Below are 17157 nucleotides of genomic sequence, written 5' to 3' on the forward strand. Positions count from 1 at the left end.
GACATTTCGCTGACAGATCATAGACATAAAGGTGTTTGATTTATGTCGAATTTTTAATCGATGCAGAGAAAGATTTACCGTTGGGCCAGCAAAGGGTATCTTACGCCGCTGTTTAAAGGAGAACGCCATGACTTCCCAAAAGCCGGGATTGCACCCACGAAATCGCCACCGCAGCCGCTACGACATGAATGCGTTATGCCTGAGCTGCCCGCCGCTGCAGGACTACATTGTCCAGACCCCCGCGGGTGAACCTTCGGTCAACTTTGCTGACCCCCAGGCGGTTAAAATGTTGAACAAAGCGCTGCTTGCACACTATTACGGTGTGGCGAACTGGGATATTCCCGAAGGCTTTCTCTGTCCACCTGTGCCGGGCCGCGCGGATTACGTGCATCACCTTGCCGACCTTCTTGCCGAAGGTAATGAGGGCGTTGTTCCAGAGCAGGCCACCATTCTGGATATTGGCACCGGGGCGAATCTGATTTACCCGCTGATCGGCGCGCATGAATACCACTGGCGCTTCACCGGAAGCGAAATCGGTGCCGAGGCCTTTGCCAGTGCCCAGGCGATTATCAGCGCGAACCCTGGGTTAAGCCGCGCCATTCGTCTGCGTCGTCAGAAAGAGGCGGCGTCGATCTTCAACGGTATCATTCACAAAAATGAAAGCTATGACGCCACGATGTGCAACCCGCCGTTCCATGATTCGGCGGCCGCGGCCCGTGCGGGCAGCGAGCGCAAGCGCCGCAACCTGGGTCAGGCGGAAGATGCCGCGCTGAACTTCGGCGGTCAGCAGCAGGAATTATGGTGTGAAGGCGGCGAAGTGGCGTTTATCCTGCGCATGATTGCAGAAAGCAAACAGTTTGGTCGTCAGGTGAAGTGGTTCACGACGCTGGTTTCCCGCGGAGATAACCTGCCGCCACTCTACCGCGCGCTCACCGAAGCGGGTGCCGTAAAAGTGGTGAAAAAAGAGATGGCGCAGGGCCAGAAGCAAAGCCGCTTTATCGCCTGGACGTTTATGGACAATAACAAACGTCGCAAATAGCACGCCGTCGTAGGCCGGGTAAGGCGAAGCCGCCACCCGGCCACGAGGCTACAGCGTCGGCTCCTGCGGTGGGAGCGGCGCTGCGGGCGGCGGCAGTACCTGATAGGTCTGGACCGGCATCCGCACGTTCGCCAGATCGAAGTGTTTTTTCACCATGCTGTCGAGCGCAAAGCGCACCGTCCACTGCTTCAGCGGCTGGGTGGTGAACGACACGCGCAGGGTAAAGGCCGTGTTCGTCAGCCCGACAATGCCGGCAAATGACGGCTCGCCAATCACCAGTCCGCGAATATCCTCCGTCTGCATCAGCTCTTCTACCGCATCGCGCAGCGCCTGCTTCGCTTTATCGGCATCTTCATGACGATCCACATCGTAGTTCGCTACCACGGAGCCAATGCCGCGTACAAAGTTGGCGAAGGTGGTTATCGAGGACCAGGGAATGATGTGGTACGCCCCGGTGTCCTGGCGCACGCCCACCGAGCGAATCGACATCCTCTCAACGGTGCCGGTTAACGGCCCGATGGTCACCAGATCGCCCGTGTTCATCCCGTTCTCAAACTGGATAAAGATGCCGGTAATAATATCCTTCACCAGCGTTTGCGACCCGAAGGAGATCGCCAGCCCCAGAGCACCGGCACCGGCCAGCAGCGGGGCGATATTCACCCCGATTTCCGACAGCACAATCATGATGGTGATGGTACTGATAATGACCGCCAGCGCGTTGCGGAACAGGGTTAACAGCGTTCTTGCCCGCGCGCTGGGCAGGGGACGGCCGTGGATATCCGACACCAGACGGTTCTCGATAAGGCTCGCCAGCAGCGTCCAGCCGACGGCAGAGAAGAACAAAATCAACGCGATGCGAATCAGGATGTCGACCGTTTTCTCACCCGCACCGTTGTGCAGCCAGTTCCAGAAATCAAACAGGCTCCACGCATTCAGGAGCAGCATAATCGCCACGCAGACGGTGAGGATGCGCGCCACCTTCAGCGATACCGACATCCAGCCGTTTACCCGTTTTTGCAGTTCCGGGTAATTACGCTGTACCTGCGGCGACAGGGTGATGGTTTTCGAAATCCAGCGCGACAGCAGCCCCGACACAAACGCCGCGATGCCGATAATGGCCAGGCTTTTGAACGTCGCCCCCATCATGAATTTCAGGCTATTGCCCGGGTCGAACAGCGAGAAGAAGCACAATACGATAAAGTAGGCGCTTGCCAGCCAGTGCCACACCAGGGCGAAAGCGCGAATAAACAGGCTAAAGAACGAGAGGGAGCGATCGGCCAGATTCAGCAGGCTTTGGGTAATGGTTTTTTTATTGTGAAAGATCAGATACAGCGACCAGACGGTAATGCAGATCATGATAATGACGTTTGCCAGCGCGCCAAACTGGACGTTCACCTGGTTGGAGATGATCGGCACGGCAACCAGCAGGCCGTAGCCAATCAGCCCGCTGAGCACGCTCAGGCGCAGCGCCCAGTACTTCGCCGTTTCATCCCGGATGGCGAAAGGACGCAGCGCCGGCACGTGGGGGCAAAAGAGTAGCCGCAGCAGCGCCTTGAAGAACTCAATCAGGGCAAAGGCATTCAGGAAAAGCGACTGCTGGAAGGCGATGGTTTTGTTGCCCGCGTTCAGCCTGTCGGCCAGCATCTGGCCTAAGAACAGCGTCAGGGCCAGCAGCAGTAAATCAATGATAAACGCTGAGGCTATCATCAACGGCAGGTGCAGCCAGCTGCTTTTCTGCTGATTCTTTCTGCGACCCCATTGCCCCATTTTGCGGTACAGCGGCCACGCGCACAGGCGCACCAGCCAGTAAAAAAGGAAGACTGCACCGGCCAGCATCAGGAACTGCGTGGCGGCGGCGGTAAACGTTTGTGGGTTAAACGGCTTATGCGGTGAGCCAATCAGGTTGCGGTAGAGCTGAGCAAAGCGCGAGGAGAGCGCTTCCCCATAGTGTCGGCTCACGTCGGTGACATTTTCCAGCACCGTTTTTTGTTCCTCCACCTGGGGAGGGGTGATGACAGGCACCGGCTCCTGCGGCGGCGTGGCGGCCACTTTCCGCAGCTGGCTGATGAGTTCCTGCCGGGAGGTGTCGTTCTCAAGGACGTCGGCGAGGGCGCTGTAGGCGGCTTTTTTCTGTTCGACATCGGGTTCAGGAGGGGGCGTACTTTGCTGACTGGCGGTTGTTCCGGTGGTCACGCCGGGGATCGCGACGGCGAACGATGGCGCACTAAACAGGCTAATCAACAACAACAGGATCCACGGCACGGCGTCCTCCGGTGAAAATGTCGAACAAAATGATAAGTATAGAAGTCGGGACGCGGAGGGGGATTTTTGGGAACAATCTGGCGTAAAAAAGCCGGGCAAGCCCGGCTTTAGCGTCAAGAGAGGGATCAGGAGACGTGCTGCAGGAACTCCTGCAGACGCGGGCTCGGCGGGTTCGCAATCAACTCCTGCGGGTTACCGTCTTCCGCAATACGGCCTTTATCAATAAAGATCAGGCGGGACGCCACTTTCTCAGCGAAGCCGATTTCGTGGGTCACGATAACCATCGTCATCCCTTCTTCCGCCAGATCCTGCATGACCTTCAGCACCTCGTGGCGCAGCTCCGGGTCGAGTGCGGACGTAGGCTCATCAAACAGCATCAGTTTCGGTTTGACCGCCAGCGCGCGGGCAATTGCCACGCGCTGCTGTTGACCACCGGACAGCTCGGAAGGGTAGTGGTGCGCGCGTTCAGCCAGGCCGACTTTCGCCAGCAGATCTTTGGCCAGCGCTTCTGCCGCCGCTTTGTTGGCGCCGCGCACGCGCAGGGGGCCAAACATCACGTTCTCCAGCGCCGTCAGGTGCGGGAACAGGTAGAACTGCTGGAACACCATGCCCGCTTCCTGACGAATCAGACGGTCATCCACTTTCGGGTCATTCACCTTCAGACCGTCGACGATCAAATCGCCGCTGGTGATCTCTTCCAGCTTGTTGATGCAGCGCAGCAGGGTCGACTTACCGGAGCCGGATGGCCCGATAATGACCACCACTTCACCCTGCTGGATGTTCAGATCGATATTGTGCAGCACCTGGGTTGGGCCAAAGTGCTTGGAAACGTTTTTAAATTCAATCACAGGATTTTCATCCTTCTTTCAAGACGACGCAGAACGAAGCTCAGAACCAGAGTAATGATCAGGTAGACCACGGCCACCGCACTCCAGATTTCCAGCGCGCGGAAGTTGCCAGCAATGATCTCCTGCCCCTGACGGGTCAGTTCGGCCACGCCGATAACAATGAACAGCGACGTATCTTTAATGCTGATGATCCACTGGTTACCCAGCGGTGGCAGCATGCGACGCAGCGCCAGCGGCAGAATAACGTGGCGGATCGTTTCGCGACGCGAAAGGCCTAATGCCAGACCGGCTTCACTGAAACCTTTATGAATCGACAGCACCGCACCGCGGGTGATTTCCGCAATGTAGGCGCCTGAGTTGATCATAATGGTGACGACGGCTGCGCTGAACGGGTCGATGCGCAGGTCAGTGAACGCCATAGGCAGGGCGAAGTAAATGAACATGACTTGCACGACAATGGGGGTGCCGCGGATCACTTCGATGAAAACCAGTGCGATGTGGTTTGCAATCCAGCCACCGTAGGTACGGGCGAAACCGGCGACAAGACCGATAATCAACCCGCCAACCAGACCCAGGACCGAAATCCACAGGGTCATTTTAGCGCCTTCAAGCAAGAGTGGAATGGCAGGCCAGATGGCGCTCCAGTCAAACTGCATGATGTATTCCTGTATACCGTGGTGAAAAACGAAAAACGTAGGCCCGGTAAGCGGCAGCGCCACCGGGCGTTACAAACCTGAATTCAGGTGAAATTATTTAGGCTCGGTACCGAACCATTTTTTGTAGATTTCGTTATAGGTGCCGTTCTCTTTCAGCGTTTTCAGCGCGCCGTTAACTTTCGTGCGCAGGTCGTCGCTGCCTTTCGGGAACGCGATACCGTACTGCTGGGCTTCCAGAGACTCGCCAACGGCTTTGAACTTGCCGTTACCGGCTGTTTTGATGAAGTACAGGATGTTCGGCGTGTCGTGCAGAACAGCGTCAGCACGGTTGGTGCCGAGTTCCATGTACGCGTTGTCGATGTTCGGGAACTGACGCAGGTCTTTGGTTTTGATATTGGCTTTCGCGTAATCAACCGAACCGGTGCCGCTCTTCACTGCCACCACTTTGCCGTCGAGATCTTTCACGCTTTTTACGTCGTTATTATCGGCTTTGACCATCACCAGCAGGCCGCTTTTGTAGTAGCCATCAGAGAAGTCGATCGCTTTTTTACGTTCGTCGGTAATGGTGATACCCGCCAGCGCCAGATCAACGTTCTTGGTTTGCAGTGCCGGAATAATGCCGCTGAAGTCCATCGGCTTCAGGGTGTAATCCAGTTTGAGTTCTTTTGCGACGGCGGCCCACAGATCCACATCGAAACCAACGTATTTATCACCCTGTTTGAATTCAAACGGAACGAACGCCGTGTCGGTCGCCACAACCAGTTTGTCGGCAGCCTGAGAGGACACCGCAAAAGCCAGGGTAAGTGCAGCCAGTGAAACTTTTAATACAGACTTCATAGCATTTCCTTTTATATCCACGGGGCGATCCCCTGCGAGAACAGGTGGCACAATGAAAAAATCGTGCCAACTTTACAAGCTATTGTTTTGCAAAGGGGATGATGTCATGCATTGCACAATAAATGGGGCAATGAGGTCTTATTGCACCAAAGTGGAGCACTGTTTTGGTGCGCTTCGTTTGGCTCAACTGACGGGGAGATATTTAGCGTAAATTCTGACGAAAAAACAATCTTCCGTTAACGGTTGTGTGAGGTGATTATTACAATTTCTTCACTTTTGCACGTTCTCAGGCAAAAAACGTGCACCATAGATGTGCAAAACCCTCACCGAAGGGCGAGGGTTTGATAGAAAATTCGTATGAATTATTCGATGTTAGATTCGATGAACCACAGGAACTGATCCAGATCGCGGGAGGCAGCGGTGAAGATGTCTGCGGTATCTTCGTCTTTCGCTTCGCTAATCGCTTTGCGCACATCGTTCGCCACAATCGCATAGCGGTCCGCCAGCTCTTTCAGGTGATCCTGAACGGTATGGATATCCAGCGGATAGCTTTTCAGCGGGGTTTTGCTGTTGATCACCTGCGTGGTGCCCAGCGCCACGCCGCCTAACTGAACGGCACGCTCAGCCATCGTATCGAGGTGGGTAACCAGTGCTGTGCGGAAGCCATCCAGCATTTCATGAACGGCAATAAAGTTTGCACCGCGCATATTCCAGTGGGCCTGTTTGGTGATCAGCGAAAGATCGATGAACTGGATCACCTGGCGATTCAGCAACTCAATGGTCGCTTTTTTGTCGCTGTCCGATACATCGTTACGGGTATAAAGCAGATTAGACGCTTTCGTTTTCACCAGTTTAGCGGTACTCATAATCTCATATCCTCTTGATGTTTATGTCCCAGGTAATTACGGAACTAAGTATAGCACCGGATTTTTTCTCTGCGGTTTGGCTGTGCCTATCGGTTTAATAGCGAGAAGGAGGTTGAGAATTTAATTTATTGAAAATACTGGATAATTTATAAATTGATACAGATCAATCTTAATTGCTGAATGGGGAAGTTAACGCAGAGGAATATTTTGCTGGCAGGCGTGAGTGTGTAAGAAATTATAACGCCTGTGTTTCTGGCCTTTATTCTGCATGGCGTGGAAGCCATGCAGAATATATGGCCTTAGTTGATATCCACTTTCTCAACTTTTGGCTCCGGGCGCATGGTAAGCGTCGAGCCCATTGATGCCGCGATAATCGAGCAGAGCGCCAGCGTCTGGGTCAATGTCAGGGTTTCGCCGAGAAACACCATCCCGGAAATCGCGGCAAGTGCAGGCTCCATGCTCATCAGGGTGCCAAATATGCGTGTCGGCAGACGCGTCAGCGCAATCATCTCCAGAGAATAGGGGAGTGCGGTAGAGAGAATCGCGACCGCCAGACCGATGGGCATGACGGACCATTGCCAGATAGACTCTGTCGCCTGCGCCATGCCGATGGGCACAAACACGATGGCCGCAATCAGGGAACCCAACGCGACGGTCGCCGGACCGTGCTCTTCCCCTGCGCGCTGGCCGGTGAGGATATAGACAGCCCAGCAGGCACCTGCGCCCAGCGCCAGCGCTGCGCCCGTCAGATCAATCTCAGAAACGCTCTGGCCCAGCGGCAGCAGGAACCATAAGCCCAGTACGGCCAACACGACCCAGATAAAATCGACCGGACGTCGGGAGGAGAACAGCGCCACCGCCAGCGGGCCGGTAAACTCCAGCGCGACGGCAATACCCAGCGGTATCGTCTGGATGGAGAGGTAGAACAGGTAGTTCATTGCCCCCAGGGAGAGTCCATAAAACAGCAGCGGTAAACGCTGCTCCTTTTTGAAGCGCAGACGCCACGGTTTAAAAATGACCACCAGTATTGCCGTGCCCAGCACAATACGCAGGGCGGTCACCCCGGGCGCGCCAACCAGCGGAAAAAGCGATTTTGCCAGCGAGGCGCCGCTTTGAATGGACAACATGGCAATGAGTATGACGGCTACCGGCAACCAGACCGACGACGTGCGGGATAACCCAGGCATCCTTTCTCCTGTCAGCTTATGTCAAATGAGGTAAAGGTTGCAGTGTAAAGGAAATATGCGGCTACGGTTGAGGTACTGTTGAAAAAAAAGCAGGTGAAATCCGTAAAATGGTTAAGCGCTGGTGGATTTATCGCCTGTAAGATTAGGAATAATCTGGATGAATGTAACTGCGCAGACGCGCACTATGCGCATTTAGTAGTGAAAATTACATGTGATTTGAAAGAGATAGCTGATGCTGGAAACGTTCTGTTACAGGAAAGGTTTCATTAGACATCACGAATCACAAAGAGTTTCGCAAATTTTTTTGATATATTTAAAACTTACGGACTTACTTGGATCACATTTGAGGTGGTTATGAAAAAAATTGCATGTCTTTCAGCACTGGCCGCTGTACTGGCTGTTTCCGCAGGTACCGCTGTAGCTGCTACTTCTACTGTTACTGGTGGTTACGCTCAGAGCGACTATCAGGGCGTGATGAACAAAGCTAACGGTTTCAACCTGAAGTATCGTTACGAGCAGGATAACAACCCACTGGGCGTGATCGGTTCTTTCACCTACAGCGAGAAAGATCGTTCTGAAAACGGCGCATACAACAAAGGCCAGTACTACGGAATCACCGCGGGCCCAGCTTACCGTCTGAATGACTGGGCAAGCATCTACGGTGTTGTAGGTGTTGGCTACGGTAAATTCCAGCAGACCGAAAACGAAGGTCTGAACCGCACTGCAAGCAACAGCGACTACGGCTTCTCCTATGGCGCAGGCCTGCAGTTCAACCCAATCCAGGACGTTGCTCTGGACTTCTCCTATGAGCAGAGCCGTATCCGCAACGTTGACGTTGGCACCTGGATCGCGGGCGTAGGTTACCGCTTCTAATCACTTCGGTGATTAAATAAAAAATCCGCCCACTGTGGCGGATTTTTTTTTATTTTGTTCCCTCCCGCTGTGGGGAAAGGTCCCTGGTAACTTTAAACCAGAAGCGATTCAGGTTTTGAAGTGAAATGATTAACCTTCAGCGATGCTATGGTCCGGCTGTAAATCGCCGAAGCGTTTCCGTAAGGCCGGGGCGAGGCGCAGGGATGCGCCGAGAGGGCGTGGCCTGCAGGGATGCAGGCTCATGCCCGACCCGATAGCCTGAAGGAATAAGCTGAGGGTACCGCGAAGCGGCGATTTACCGCCGGGAGCCCGGGTTGCCAGGGTGGTGGCGACTGAGCCACCCTGGCACGTTCACCGGTGATGTCGTTACAGAGTAGCAAGGAACATAAAGTGAACGGAATGACCACCAGAGCCGTATGTTCCCCCTCACCCCATCCCTCTCCCTCAAAGGAGAGGGAGTCGTCCGTGCAGGCCTCAGCCCTGTAGGAGAGGACCAGGGTGAGGGCATCAGACTGCTACTTACTCTTAATATCAAAAATATCCGTACCCAGATGGTTGTAGTCAACTTTCTGTAACTTGAAGTTGGTAACGTACACTTGGGGAGCTTTCTTGTTAGAGACAAACGGGTAAGCGTTTTTTATCTGCCCGGCGGTAATCCCCGTCCACTGCGAGAAAAACTGCAGGAAATCATTCGCTGAACGACGCGCTTTAATAACGCGATGCGTTTTATCGTCACTCGACAGCACCATAAACGGCACCTGGAAGTTCTGCTGGAACTTGTCATCGTGCGCCAGGTACTGCACCTCTTTCCCGCGCTCCTTAAACGCCAGTCCGTGATCCGAGAAATAGACCAGGGAGAAGCTGTCGCCCGTATTGCGCAGCTGATCGTAGAGCTTGCTCAGCAGGTCGTCGGTTTGCGTCATGGTGTAGAGATAGCAGGAGGTCTCTTTGGACTGCACGAACTCCGCGTACTTGCCGCCGGTCCGATCGCAGGCCTGCGGGTGCGACCCCATCAGATGCAGGACGATCAGCTGAGGCTGGGTGCGCGGGGTGGCGAAGACCTGCGCCGTCATTTTCAGCAGCGCTTCGTCTTTGGTATTTTTGTCGGCTTCAAAATCGCCGTTTTTCAGGAATTGCACTTCGTCAGCCCGTTTGGCGATGCTGGCGATGGCCGTATCGTATTCGCCAATTTGCCCCTGATTCGAGAACCACCACGTCTGAAAACCTGCGCGGTTTGCCAGGGTGACGAAATTATCCTGATACTGCGGTTTGCCATCCACCACCCGGTTAAGGGTCAGGCCGAGCGATTTCTGCGTTGAGCCGCTGGCCGCGACATAATCGGTAAACAGGGTGCCTTTGACCGAACTGGCAAACGGGGTGTTATCCCAGTGGCCGCCAAACGCCCCCATTGCATCGCGACGCGCGCTTTCGCCAATCACCACCACATAGGTGTGATATTTCGGCTTAACGGCCAGCACGTTCCAGGTGTCTTTCATATTGGAAAGTTCAGCCATGCGGGCCTGTTCGTCGAGAACCTCTTTATTATTTACAACGACGTCTTTCACGAAGCGGAAAACCGGATAGCCGATGTTAATAAGTCTTAGCTTACCGTCCCAGGGAATATTCTGGATGGGGGCGACAAACGCCACGGCAACGCTGAATACCAGACAGAGTATGTCGATCTTACCCCAGGATTTTTTCTCGCCCGGCTGACGACGGATGGCGATAACGCCCAACGCGAAGATAAAGAGCCCGACCACGTAGCTGTACCACGGGAAGATCGTCAGGATCTCTGTCGACTCTTCCATATTGGTCGAGTGCAGCGCCAGCAGGGTATTAAAGTTTGGCGAGCCGTACGCCTGACCAAACGGGAAATAGAGTGCCGCAACCAGCGAACAGATGCCGATTAATGCTTTTTGCGCGCGCGGCGCGGCTCGCCACAGCACATGCAGAATGCAGGTGAAGGCCACCGCGTAGAGCAGACTAAAGGGATAACCGAGCGCAAAGTTAATCAGTAATGACTGCAAAAAGTAAAACCCCGTCCACGGGCTTAAGGCCCGGCTGCGGGTCACAACGGTATCTATCAGGGTTAAATTCATAGGTCACTATCATGGATGAAAACGCCATGTGCTCACCCTGGCGTCAAGGGTCATAACCTGCCTGACAGTGCGTGGAGAGGGAATGAGGGTCCGCTTCAGCGAGCCGCAAATTGTGCAGGGCTGCAAGAAGATAGTGCGAGCGCTAAATAATATCAACAGTTGCTAAGCAGATGTTTTGCGAAGGGGATTGCAAATCCGTAAAAAAGATCGGGAATAGGGCGGCTGGAAGCCAGTTTACAGCGAAAATGTGACGGGAAAATGAAGCGGCGTACCGCGACGCCGCTTAGTGGGAAGGTTTGTCATCCTGATGCGGTTTGCCGTTAAACATATCGCACAGCATGTTCAGCAGCATTAAGCGCACTTTAAAGGGTGAGTGGGTAAACACGGTCATGCACCTCTTGAATTCGTTCATAAGACCTCCTGATTTTTGATCCCTTCGATCCGTGAAGGGTGACTGCATTACATACAGATATAGCACAGGCTATATTGTATAGCTATGGCTATTTCGTTAATTTTTTGTGCTTGTGGAGGGATGGTTTACAATGTGCGCTCTCGATACCGGGCGCTGGAAGCGTCACCCCACTGAGGAAGTACAATGAACCGTCGCGCAGGTAAGCCAACCATTAAAAAAACGACGCAACTGGTGAATGTTGAAGAGCATGTCGAAGGTTTTCGCCAGGTCCGTGAAGCGCACCGGCGTGAACTGATTGATGATTATGTTGAACTCATTTCCGATCTGATTCGTGAGGTCGGGGAAGCGCGTCAGGTCGATATGGCCGCCAGGCTGGGGGTATCGCAGCCAACTGTCGCAAAAATGTTAAAACGTCTCGCCTCCGTGGGCCTAATCGAAATGATCCCCTGGCGCGGGGTCTTTCTGACGCCAGAAGGGGAGAAACTCGCGCAGGAGAGCCGCGAGCGCCATCAGCTTGTCGAGAATTTTTTGCTGGTGCTGGGCGTTAGCCCGGAGATTGCCCGCCGGGATGCGGAAGGAATGGAACACCACGTCAGCGAAGAGACGCTGGTGAAGTTTCGTGAGTTTACGCTTAAATATGGTCCCTCCGCTGAATGAAAATCCCTGGACTGCAGGCCCTGGCACGCGATCGTTTCTTCCATCTCTTATTACTCATTGGCGCAGGATTAAGCCTCTTTGTGCCGTTTGCGCCGCAGGCCTGGCCCGCTGCCATTGACTGGCGCACCATCATTACCCTGAGCGGCCTGATGATGCTCACCAAAGGGGTCGAGCTGAGCGGCTATTTTGACGTGCTGGGCCGTAAAATGGTGCGCCGCTTTGCCACCGAGCGCAGGCTGTCCCTGTTTATGGTGTTTTCCGCCGCGGTGCTGTCGACGTTTCTGACCAACGACGTGGCGCTGTTTATCATCGTGCCCCTCACGCTCACGCTGCGTAAGCTTTGCGAGATCCCGGTCAGCCGGCTGATCATCTTTGAAGCGCTCGCCGTTAACGCCGGTTCTCTGTTAACGCCTATCGGCAACCCGCAAAATATCCTCCTCTGGGGACGTTCCGGGCTGTCGTTCGCCGCCTTTACCTGGCAGATGGCGCCGCTGGCGCTGGTGATGATGCTGTCGCTGCTGGTGGTGTGCTGGTTTGCGTTTCCGGATAAAAAACTGCAATACCACAGCGGCACCACGGGCCCGCAGTGGCAGCCGCGTCTGGTCTGGAGCTGTCTCGGGTTATACATCGTCTTTCTGTTCGCGCTCGAGCTGAAGTATGAGCTGGCGGGTGTCCTGCTGGTCGCCGCAGGCTTTGTCGTCCTCGCGCGGCGCGTGCTGGTCAGCGTGGACTGGACGCTGCTGCTGGTCTTTATGGTGATGTTTATTGATGTGCATCTGCTTATCCAGCTTCCGGTGCTGCAAAACGTGCTCCACAGCGTCAGTACGCTGTCTCAGCCGGGACTGTGGCTGACGGCGATTGGCCTGTCGCAGTTTATCAGCAACGTGCCGTCCACCATTCTGCTACTCAACTATGTTCCGCCGAACACGCTGCTGGCCTGGGCGGTGAATATCGGCGGGTTTGGGCTGTTGCCCGGCTCGCTGGCCAACCTGATTGCTCTGCGCATGGCCAACGACCGTCGTATCTGGTGGCGCTTCCATCTCTGGTCGATACCGATGCTGGTTTGGGCCGCGGCGATCGGTTTCGGAATATTCCTTCTCATATAGTGCGCAATTTGTCAGTTTTTCCTGGCAAACGTATAGCAACGTCCTAGCTTTAGTGAACGGCATAGTGTGATGCCGCTCACTGACAGGACCGTTGCTGAACTATGGCTGAAGATCAAAATAAGCCTGCTGACGAGCAGGACAAAAATAATAATGAGCGTAAGCGCCCGGGCAAAAAACCGTTAATTATCCTCGGCATTGTCGTGGTGGTGATGGTTGTCGTGGCGCTGGTCTGGTGGTTTTTAACCCGTAACGAAGAGACGACTGACGACGCCTTTACCGACGGCGACGTGGTGACGATTGCCCCGAAAACGGCAGGCTACGTCACCGAGCTGCGGGTGCGCGATAACCAGCGCGTGAAAAAGGGCGATCTGCTGGTGGTTATCGATCCGCGGGATACCACCGCGCAGCGCGATCAGGCTCAGGCCCAGCTTGGGCTGGCTATCGCGCAGCTGCATCAGGCCCAGGCGCAGCTCGCGCTCTCCAAAGTGCAGTATCCCGCCCAGCGTGACGAAGCCAAAGCGCAGGTGCTGAAAGCGCAGGCCGATCTGGCGAACGCGCAGGCGGAGTACCGTCGCCAGCGCGGTGTCGACCCGCGGGCAACCACCCAGCAAAGCATTGATTCCGCGAACGCTCAGCTGCGCAGCGCGCAGGCGGGGCTGGCCAGCGCCCAGGCGCAGCTGGAGGTGGCAGAGCAGGTCCAGTTGCAAATCCGCCAGCAGGAAACCAACGTTGAAGCGCGCGAGCGTCAGGTCGATCAGGCGAAAGCGCAGCTGGAAACGGCCAATCTGAACCTCTCTTACACCGAAGTCCGCGCCCCGTTCGACGGGTTTGTCACCAAACGCAACGTGCAGCCCGGCACGCTGGTGCAGGCGGGAACGGCGTTGTTCTCCCTGGTTTCGCCGAACGTGTGGGTGGTGGCGAACTTCAAAGAGTCCCAGCTTGAGCGCATGAAGCCCGGCGATAAAGTCACCGTGTCGGTCGACGCGTGGCCGGATATGGCGCTTGAGGGCCACGTTGACAGCATCCAGCAGGGCAGCGGCTCGCGCTTCTCCGCCTTCCCGGCAGAAAATGCCACCGGTAACTTCGTCAAAATTGTGCAGCGCGTGCCGGTCAAAATCGTGATTGATAAGGGGCTCGATCCGAACAAACCGCTGCCGCTGGGGCTGTCGGTTGCGCCGAAGGTGACGGTGGAATGACGGATCACAGCCACGACAGCTGGAAGCCCGCCAGCAACCCGTGGGCGGTGGCGATTGTCGTCACCCTGGCGGTGTTTATGGAAATTCTGGACACCACTATCGTCAACGTGGCGCTGCCCCACGTGGCGGGTTCGCTCTCGTCCAGCTATGACGAATCCACCTGGGTGTTAACCAGCTACCTGGTCGCGAACGGCATCGTGCTGCCCATCTCGGCGTTTCTGAGCCGCGTCTTCGGCCGCAAACAGTTCTTCCTGATCTGCATCGTCATGTTTACCGTCTGCTCGTTCCTCTGCGGCATCGCCACCGAGCTGTGGCAGATCATCCTGTTCCGCGTGATGCAGGGCTTTTTTGGCGGCGGACTACAGCCCACGCAGCAGTCGGTACTGCTCGACTACTTCAAGCCGGAGGACAGGGGCAAAGCCTTTGGGCTCTCGTCCATCGCGATTATCGTTGCACCGGTCCTCGGCCCGACGCTGGGGGGCTGGATCACCGACAATTACTCCTGGCGCTGGGTGTTCTTTATCAACATCCCGGTGGGAATTGTCACGGTGCTGGCGATCTACCAGCTGCTGGAAGATCCGCCGTGGGAGAGCAAGTCAAAAGAGAAGCTGACCATCGACTGGACGGGGATCGGCCTGATTGCCCTGGGGCTGGGCTGCCTGCAGGTGATGCTTGACCGGGGGGAAGATGAGGACTGGTTCTACTCGAACTTTATTCGTACCTTCGCGGTGTTAACGCTTATCGGCATTATCGGTGCCATTTACTGGCTGGTGTATGCCAGAAAACCGGTGGTGGATCTGCACTGCATGAAGGACCGCAACTTTGCCATCTCCAGCCTGCTGATGGCGGGGATGGCGATGATTTTGTACGGCAGTTCCGTGGTGATCCCGCAGCTGGCGCAGCAGGACCTGGGCTATACCGCCACCTGGTCCGGCCTGGTGCTGTCGCCCGGGGCGGTGCTGATTGTGCTGACTATACCGCTGGTGCTGAAGCTGATGCCGGTGGTGCAGACGCGCTGGATTATTGCCTTTGGCTTTACCTGTCTGGCGGTGTCGTTCTTCTGGTCGCGCACGCTGACCCCGGATATCGACTTCGAGACGCTGGTGCTGTTCCGCAGCGCCCAGTCGCTGGGGCTGGGGTTCCTGTTTGTGCCCCTGACCACCATTGCCTTTATTTCGATTCCAAGACGGCTGAATGCCGATGCGGCAGCGCTGTTCACCATGTTCCGTAACGTCGCGGGCTCGGTCGGGATCTCGCTGTCGACGGCGGCCATCACTGAACGATCCCAGGCGCACAGCGCGCATCTGGCGTACCACGCCTCGCCGTTTAACGAGCAGTTCCAGCAGGCGATACGCGAAAGCGCCCAGGCGATCCAGAACTTCACGACCCAGGTGGGAGACCCCACCGGCATCGCCACCGGACGCCTGTACCAGACCATGATCGAGCAGTCGCGCTTTTTGGCCTACATCGACGTCTTCACCATCCTGAGCGCCGTGGCCTTGCTATTGATTCCGTTTTGTTTGTTGCTCTCGCCGGTTAAGAGCGAGGGGAGTGCAGGAGCACATTGATGATACACAGACGTTTACACCCCCTGATGATAATGATGCTGCTGGCAGGCTGCGCCGTCGGGCCGGACTATCAACCGCCCGCGCCGCCTGCCGTTACGCACTGGAACGATAAGGGCGACAGCGCGGTAAAATCGCAGACGATCTCCGCCGCGACCAACTCGCGCTGGTGGAAGACCTTCGGCTCGCCACAGCTCGACAGCCTGGTGGAACGCGCCATCGCCGGGAACCTGACGCTGCAGCAGACGGTGCTGCGCATCGCCGGCGCGCGCGAACAGATTAACCAGGCGGGCGGGGCATTTTATCCGTCGGTGAACGGCAATCTGCAGGCGACGCGCCAGCAGCTCGGGCTGGAAGGGGAGCTGAAATCCCACGGCGTGTATGACCAGGTGGATAGCATCGATCCCGCTCTCAAGGGCGCACTGGGACCGCTGACGCAGCCGATCAACCTCTACCAGGGCAGCTTCGACGCCCAGTGGGAAATCGACCTGTGGGGCAAGGTGCGTCGTCAGGTGGAAGCCGCCGAAGCGCAGCAGAAAGCGGCTATCGAGCAGCGTAACGACGCGCTGGTGTCGCTGGAGGCGGAAGTGGCGCGCGCGTGGCTCCAGCTGCGCGGGGCGCAGAGCGTTATCGCCACGCTGAACACCCAGATTAAAAGCGCGCAGCAGACGCTGGATCTGACCGAGAGCCGCCAGCGCGGTGGGCTGTCGCCGCAGATGGACGTGGAGAATGCGCGTGCACAGCTGGGTAACCTGGAGGCGCAGCTGCCGCAGTACCAGGCGCAGGCGCGTCAGGCGATGAATGGCCTGGCAATCCTCCTGGGCAAGCCGCCGGGGGCGCTGGATGCGGAATTACAAAGCGTGCAGCCGATGCCTGCGCTGCCGGATATCGTGCAGACCGGCATTCCGTCGACGCTGGCACGCCGCCGTCCGGACGTGCGTGAAGCGGAGGCGAATCTTCATGCCGCCACGGCGCAAATCGGCGTCTCGGTGGCGGAGCTGTTCCCGAGCTTTACCCTCTCCGGGCAGTTTGGCCTGCGCAACAGCGAAACCAACTGGCTGACCGACTGGAGCAGCCACTTCTACAGCTTTGGCCCGCAGGTCTCCATTCCCATCTTCCAGGGCGGTCGGCTGGTCTCCAGCGTGAAGGTGGCGCGCGCGCAGCAGGGGGCGGCGGTGCTGGACTATCGTCAGACGGTGCTCACCGCGCTTGGCGATGTCGAAAATGCGCTGGTGAGCTATCGCACAGACCAGCAGCGTGAAGCGGGTCTCGCAAAAACGATCGACGCTTTGCAAAACGCCTTTGATTTAGCCAGCGACAGCTACCGCCAGGGGATCGCCAGCTTTATCGACGTGCTGGACGCCCAGCGGCAGTTGGCGCAGGCCGAGCAGCAGCGCGCGCAGGCGCAGGTGCAAAGCGCACTCGATCTGGTGGCGCTCTACAAGGCGCTCGGCGGCGGCTGGGAGCCGTATCAGCAGGTGCAATTACCGGACTACAGCGTATTTGGCGACGCCCCGCGCGGATAAATTTTCAGAGGATTGGGCAAGAAACGGA

Annotated in this window: 15 protein-coding genes; 7 read left to right on the forward strand and 8 right to left on the reverse strand. The window is 56.4% G+C overall.

Going from position 1 to position 17157, the window contains the following annotated elements:
* The first annotated feature begins 127 nt into the window (after positions 1–127).
* Positions 128–1039, forward strand: a complete 912-nt coding sequence (gene rlmF, locus V1572_RS09580) for a 23S rRNA (adenine(1618)-N(6))-methyltransferase RlmF (protein WP_045909507.1) — start codon at positions 128–130, stop codon at positions 1037–1039.
* A gap of 48 nt (positions 1040–1087) precedes the next feature.
* Here the strand turns inward: rlmF and ybiO are convergent, their stop codons facing one another.
* From ybiO to rhtA, 6 genes are all read right to left on the reverse strand, one after another.
* Positions 1088–3301, reverse strand: a complete 2214-nt coding sequence (gene ybiO / locus V1572_RS09585) for a mechanosensitive channel protein (protein WP_395299897.1) — start codon at positions 3299–3301, stop codon at positions 1088–1090.
* 125 nt (positions 3302–3426) lie between these two features.
* The gene (gene glnQ, locus V1572_RS09590) at positions 3427–4149 is read right to left on the reverse strand and encodes a glutamine ABC transporter ATP-binding protein GlnQ (RefSeq protein ID WP_023292945.1); all 723 of its coding nucleotides are present in this window, start codon (positions 4147–4149) and stop codon (positions 3427–3429) included.
* The gene (gene glnP, locus V1572_RS09595) at positions 4146–4805 is read right to left on the reverse strand and encodes a glutamine ABC transporter permease GlnP (RefSeq protein ID WP_003858462.1); all 660 of its coding nucleotides are present in this window, start codon (positions 4803–4805) and stop codon (positions 4146–4148) included. The genes glnQ and glnP overlap by 4 nt, the downstream gene beginning before the upstream one ends.
* Positions 4806–4898: 93 nt before the next feature.
* Positions 4899–5642, reverse strand: coding sequence for a glutamine ABC transporter substrate-binding protein GlnH (gene glnH, locus V1572_RS09600; protein WP_023310880.1), 744 nt, complete (start codon positions 5640–5642; stop codon positions 4899–4901).
* Positions 5643–6004: 362 nt separating this feature from the next.
* A complete protein-coding gene (gene dps / locus V1572_RS09605) occupies positions 6005–6508 on the reverse strand; it encodes a DNA starvation/stationary phase protection protein Dps (protein WP_008501171.1) in 504 nt (167 codons plus the stop codon).
* Positions 6509–6807: 299 nt separating this feature from the next.
* Positions 6808–7695, reverse strand: coding sequence for a threonine/homoserine exporter RhtA (rhtA, locus tag V1572_RS09610; protein ID WP_008501172.1), 888 nt, complete (start codon positions 7693–7695; stop codon positions 6808–6810).
* Positions 7696–8049: 354 nt separating this feature from the next.
* On the opposite strand from rhtA, the gene ompX reads away from it, so the two are divergent.
* Entirely contained in the window at positions 8050–8568 is a 519-nt protein-coding gene (gene ompX, locus V1572_RS09615) for an outer membrane protein OmpX (protein ID WP_395299898.1), read from the forward strand.
* Positions 8569–9083: 515 nt separating this feature from the next.
* Here ompX and V1572_RS09620 read toward each other — a convergent pair.
* The gene (locus V1572_RS09620; protein WP_063621229.1) at positions 9084–10667 is read right to left on the reverse strand and encodes a phosphoethanolamine transferase; all 1584 of its coding nucleotides are present in this window, start codon (positions 10665–10667) and stop codon (positions 9084–9086) included.
* Between the two features lie 283 nt (positions 10668–10950).
* On the reverse strand, positions 10951–11079 hold the full coding sequence (gene mntS, locus V1572_RS09625; RefSeq protein ID WP_008501175.1) for a manganase accumulation protein MntS: 129 nt from the start codon (positions 11077–11079) through the stop codon (positions 10951–10953).
* Positions 11080–11262: 183 nt separating this feature from the next.
* On the opposite strand from mntS, the gene mntR reads away from it, so the two are divergent.
* The 5 genes from mntR to V1572_RS09650 all read left to right on the forward strand — a co-directional run bounded on the left by mntR (position 11263) and on the right by V1572_RS09650 (position 17129).
* Positions 11263–11736, forward strand: a complete 474-nt coding sequence (gene mntR / locus V1572_RS09630; RefSeq protein ID WP_008501176.1) for a manganese-binding transcriptional regulator MntR — start codon at positions 11263–11265, stop codon at positions 11734–11736.
* Entirely contained in the window at positions 11733–12842 is a 1110-nt protein-coding gene (locus V1572_RS09635) for an anion transporter (RefSeq protein ID WP_395299899.1), read from the forward strand. The genes mntR and V1572_RS09635 overlap by 4 nt, the downstream gene beginning before the upstream one ends.
* Before the next feature lie 101 nt (positions 12843–12943).
* A complete protein-coding gene (locus V1572_RS09640) occupies positions 12944–14038 on the forward strand; it encodes an HlyD family secretion protein (RefSeq protein ID WP_048222160.1) in 1095 nt (364 codons plus the stop codon).
* Positions 14035–15606 (forward strand): DHA2 family efflux MFS transporter permease subunit, encoded by a 1572-nt coding sequence (locus tag V1572_RS09645; RefSeq protein ID WP_048027030.1) that lies wholly within the window; start codon positions 14035–14037, stop codon positions 15604–15606. The genes V1572_RS09640 and V1572_RS09645 overlap by 4 nt, the downstream gene beginning before the upstream one ends.
* On the forward strand, positions 15606–17129 hold the full coding sequence (locus V1572_RS09650; protein ID WP_395299900.1) for an efflux transporter outer membrane subunit: 1524 nt from the start codon (positions 15606–15608) through the stop codon (positions 17127–17129). The genes V1572_RS09645 and V1572_RS09650 overlap by 1 nt, the downstream gene beginning before the upstream one ends.
* The last annotated feature ends 28 nt before the right edge of the window (positions 17130–17157 follow it).

Source organism: Enterobacter quasiroggenkampii (assembly GCF_043972695.1).
In the GTDB taxonomy this organism is placed as follows: domain Bacteria; phylum Pseudomonadota; class Gammaproteobacteria; order Enterobacterales; family Enterobacteriaceae; genus Enterobacter; species Enterobacter quasiroggenkampii.

Excerpts from the sequence above, each read along its gene's own strand:
- dps (WP_008501171.1), bottom strand. The coding sequence starts at position 6,508 with ATGAGTACCGCTAAACTGGTGAAAACGAAAGCGTCTAATCTGCTTTAT.
- V1572_RS09635 (WP_395299899.1), top strand. The coding sequence starts at position 11,733 with ATGAAAATCCCTGGACTGCAGGCCCTGGCACGCGATCGTTTCTTCCAT.
- glnP (WP_003858462.1), bottom strand. The coding sequence starts at position 4,805 with ATGCAGTTTGACTGGAGCGCCATCTGGCCTGCCATTCCACTCTTGCTT.
- mntS (WP_008501175.1), bottom strand. The coding sequence starts at position 11,079 with ATGAACGAATTCAAGAGGTGCATGACCGTGTTTACCCACTCACCCTTT.
- rlmF (WP_045909507.1), top strand. The coding sequence starts at position 128 with ATGACTTCCCAAAAGCCGGGATTGCACCCACGAAATCGCCACCGCAGC.
- V1572_RS09640 (WP_048222160.1), top strand. The coding sequence starts at position 12,944 with ATGGCTGAAGATCAAAATAAGCCTGCTGACGAGCAGGACAAAAATAAT.
- ompX (WP_395299898.1), top strand. The coding sequence starts at position 8,050 with ATGAAAAAAATTGCATGTCTTTCAGCACTGGCCGCTGTACTGGCTGTT.
- V1572_RS09645 (WP_048027030.1), top strand. The coding sequence starts at position 14,035 with ATGACGGATCACAGCCACGACAGCTGGAAGCCCGCCAGCAACCCGTGG.
- rhtA (WP_008501172.1), bottom strand. The coding sequence starts at position 7,695 with ATGCCTGGGTTATCCCGCACGTCGTCGGTCTGGTTGCCGGTAGCCGTC.
- V1572_RS09650 (WP_395299900.1), top strand. The coding sequence starts at position 15,606 with ATGATACACAGACGTTTACACCCCCTGATGATAATGATGCTGCTGGCA.
- V1572_RS09620 (WP_063621229.1), bottom strand. The coding sequence starts at position 10,667 with ATGAATTTAACCCTGATAGATACCGTTGTGACCCGCAGCCGGGCCTTA.
- glnH (WP_023310880.1), bottom strand. The coding sequence starts at position 5,642 with ATGAAGTCTGTATTAAAAGTTTCACTGGCTGCACTTACCCTGGCTTTT.
- mntR (WP_008501176.1), top strand. The coding sequence starts at position 11,263 with ATGAACCGTCGCGCAGGTAAGCCAACCATTAAAAAAACGACGCAACTG.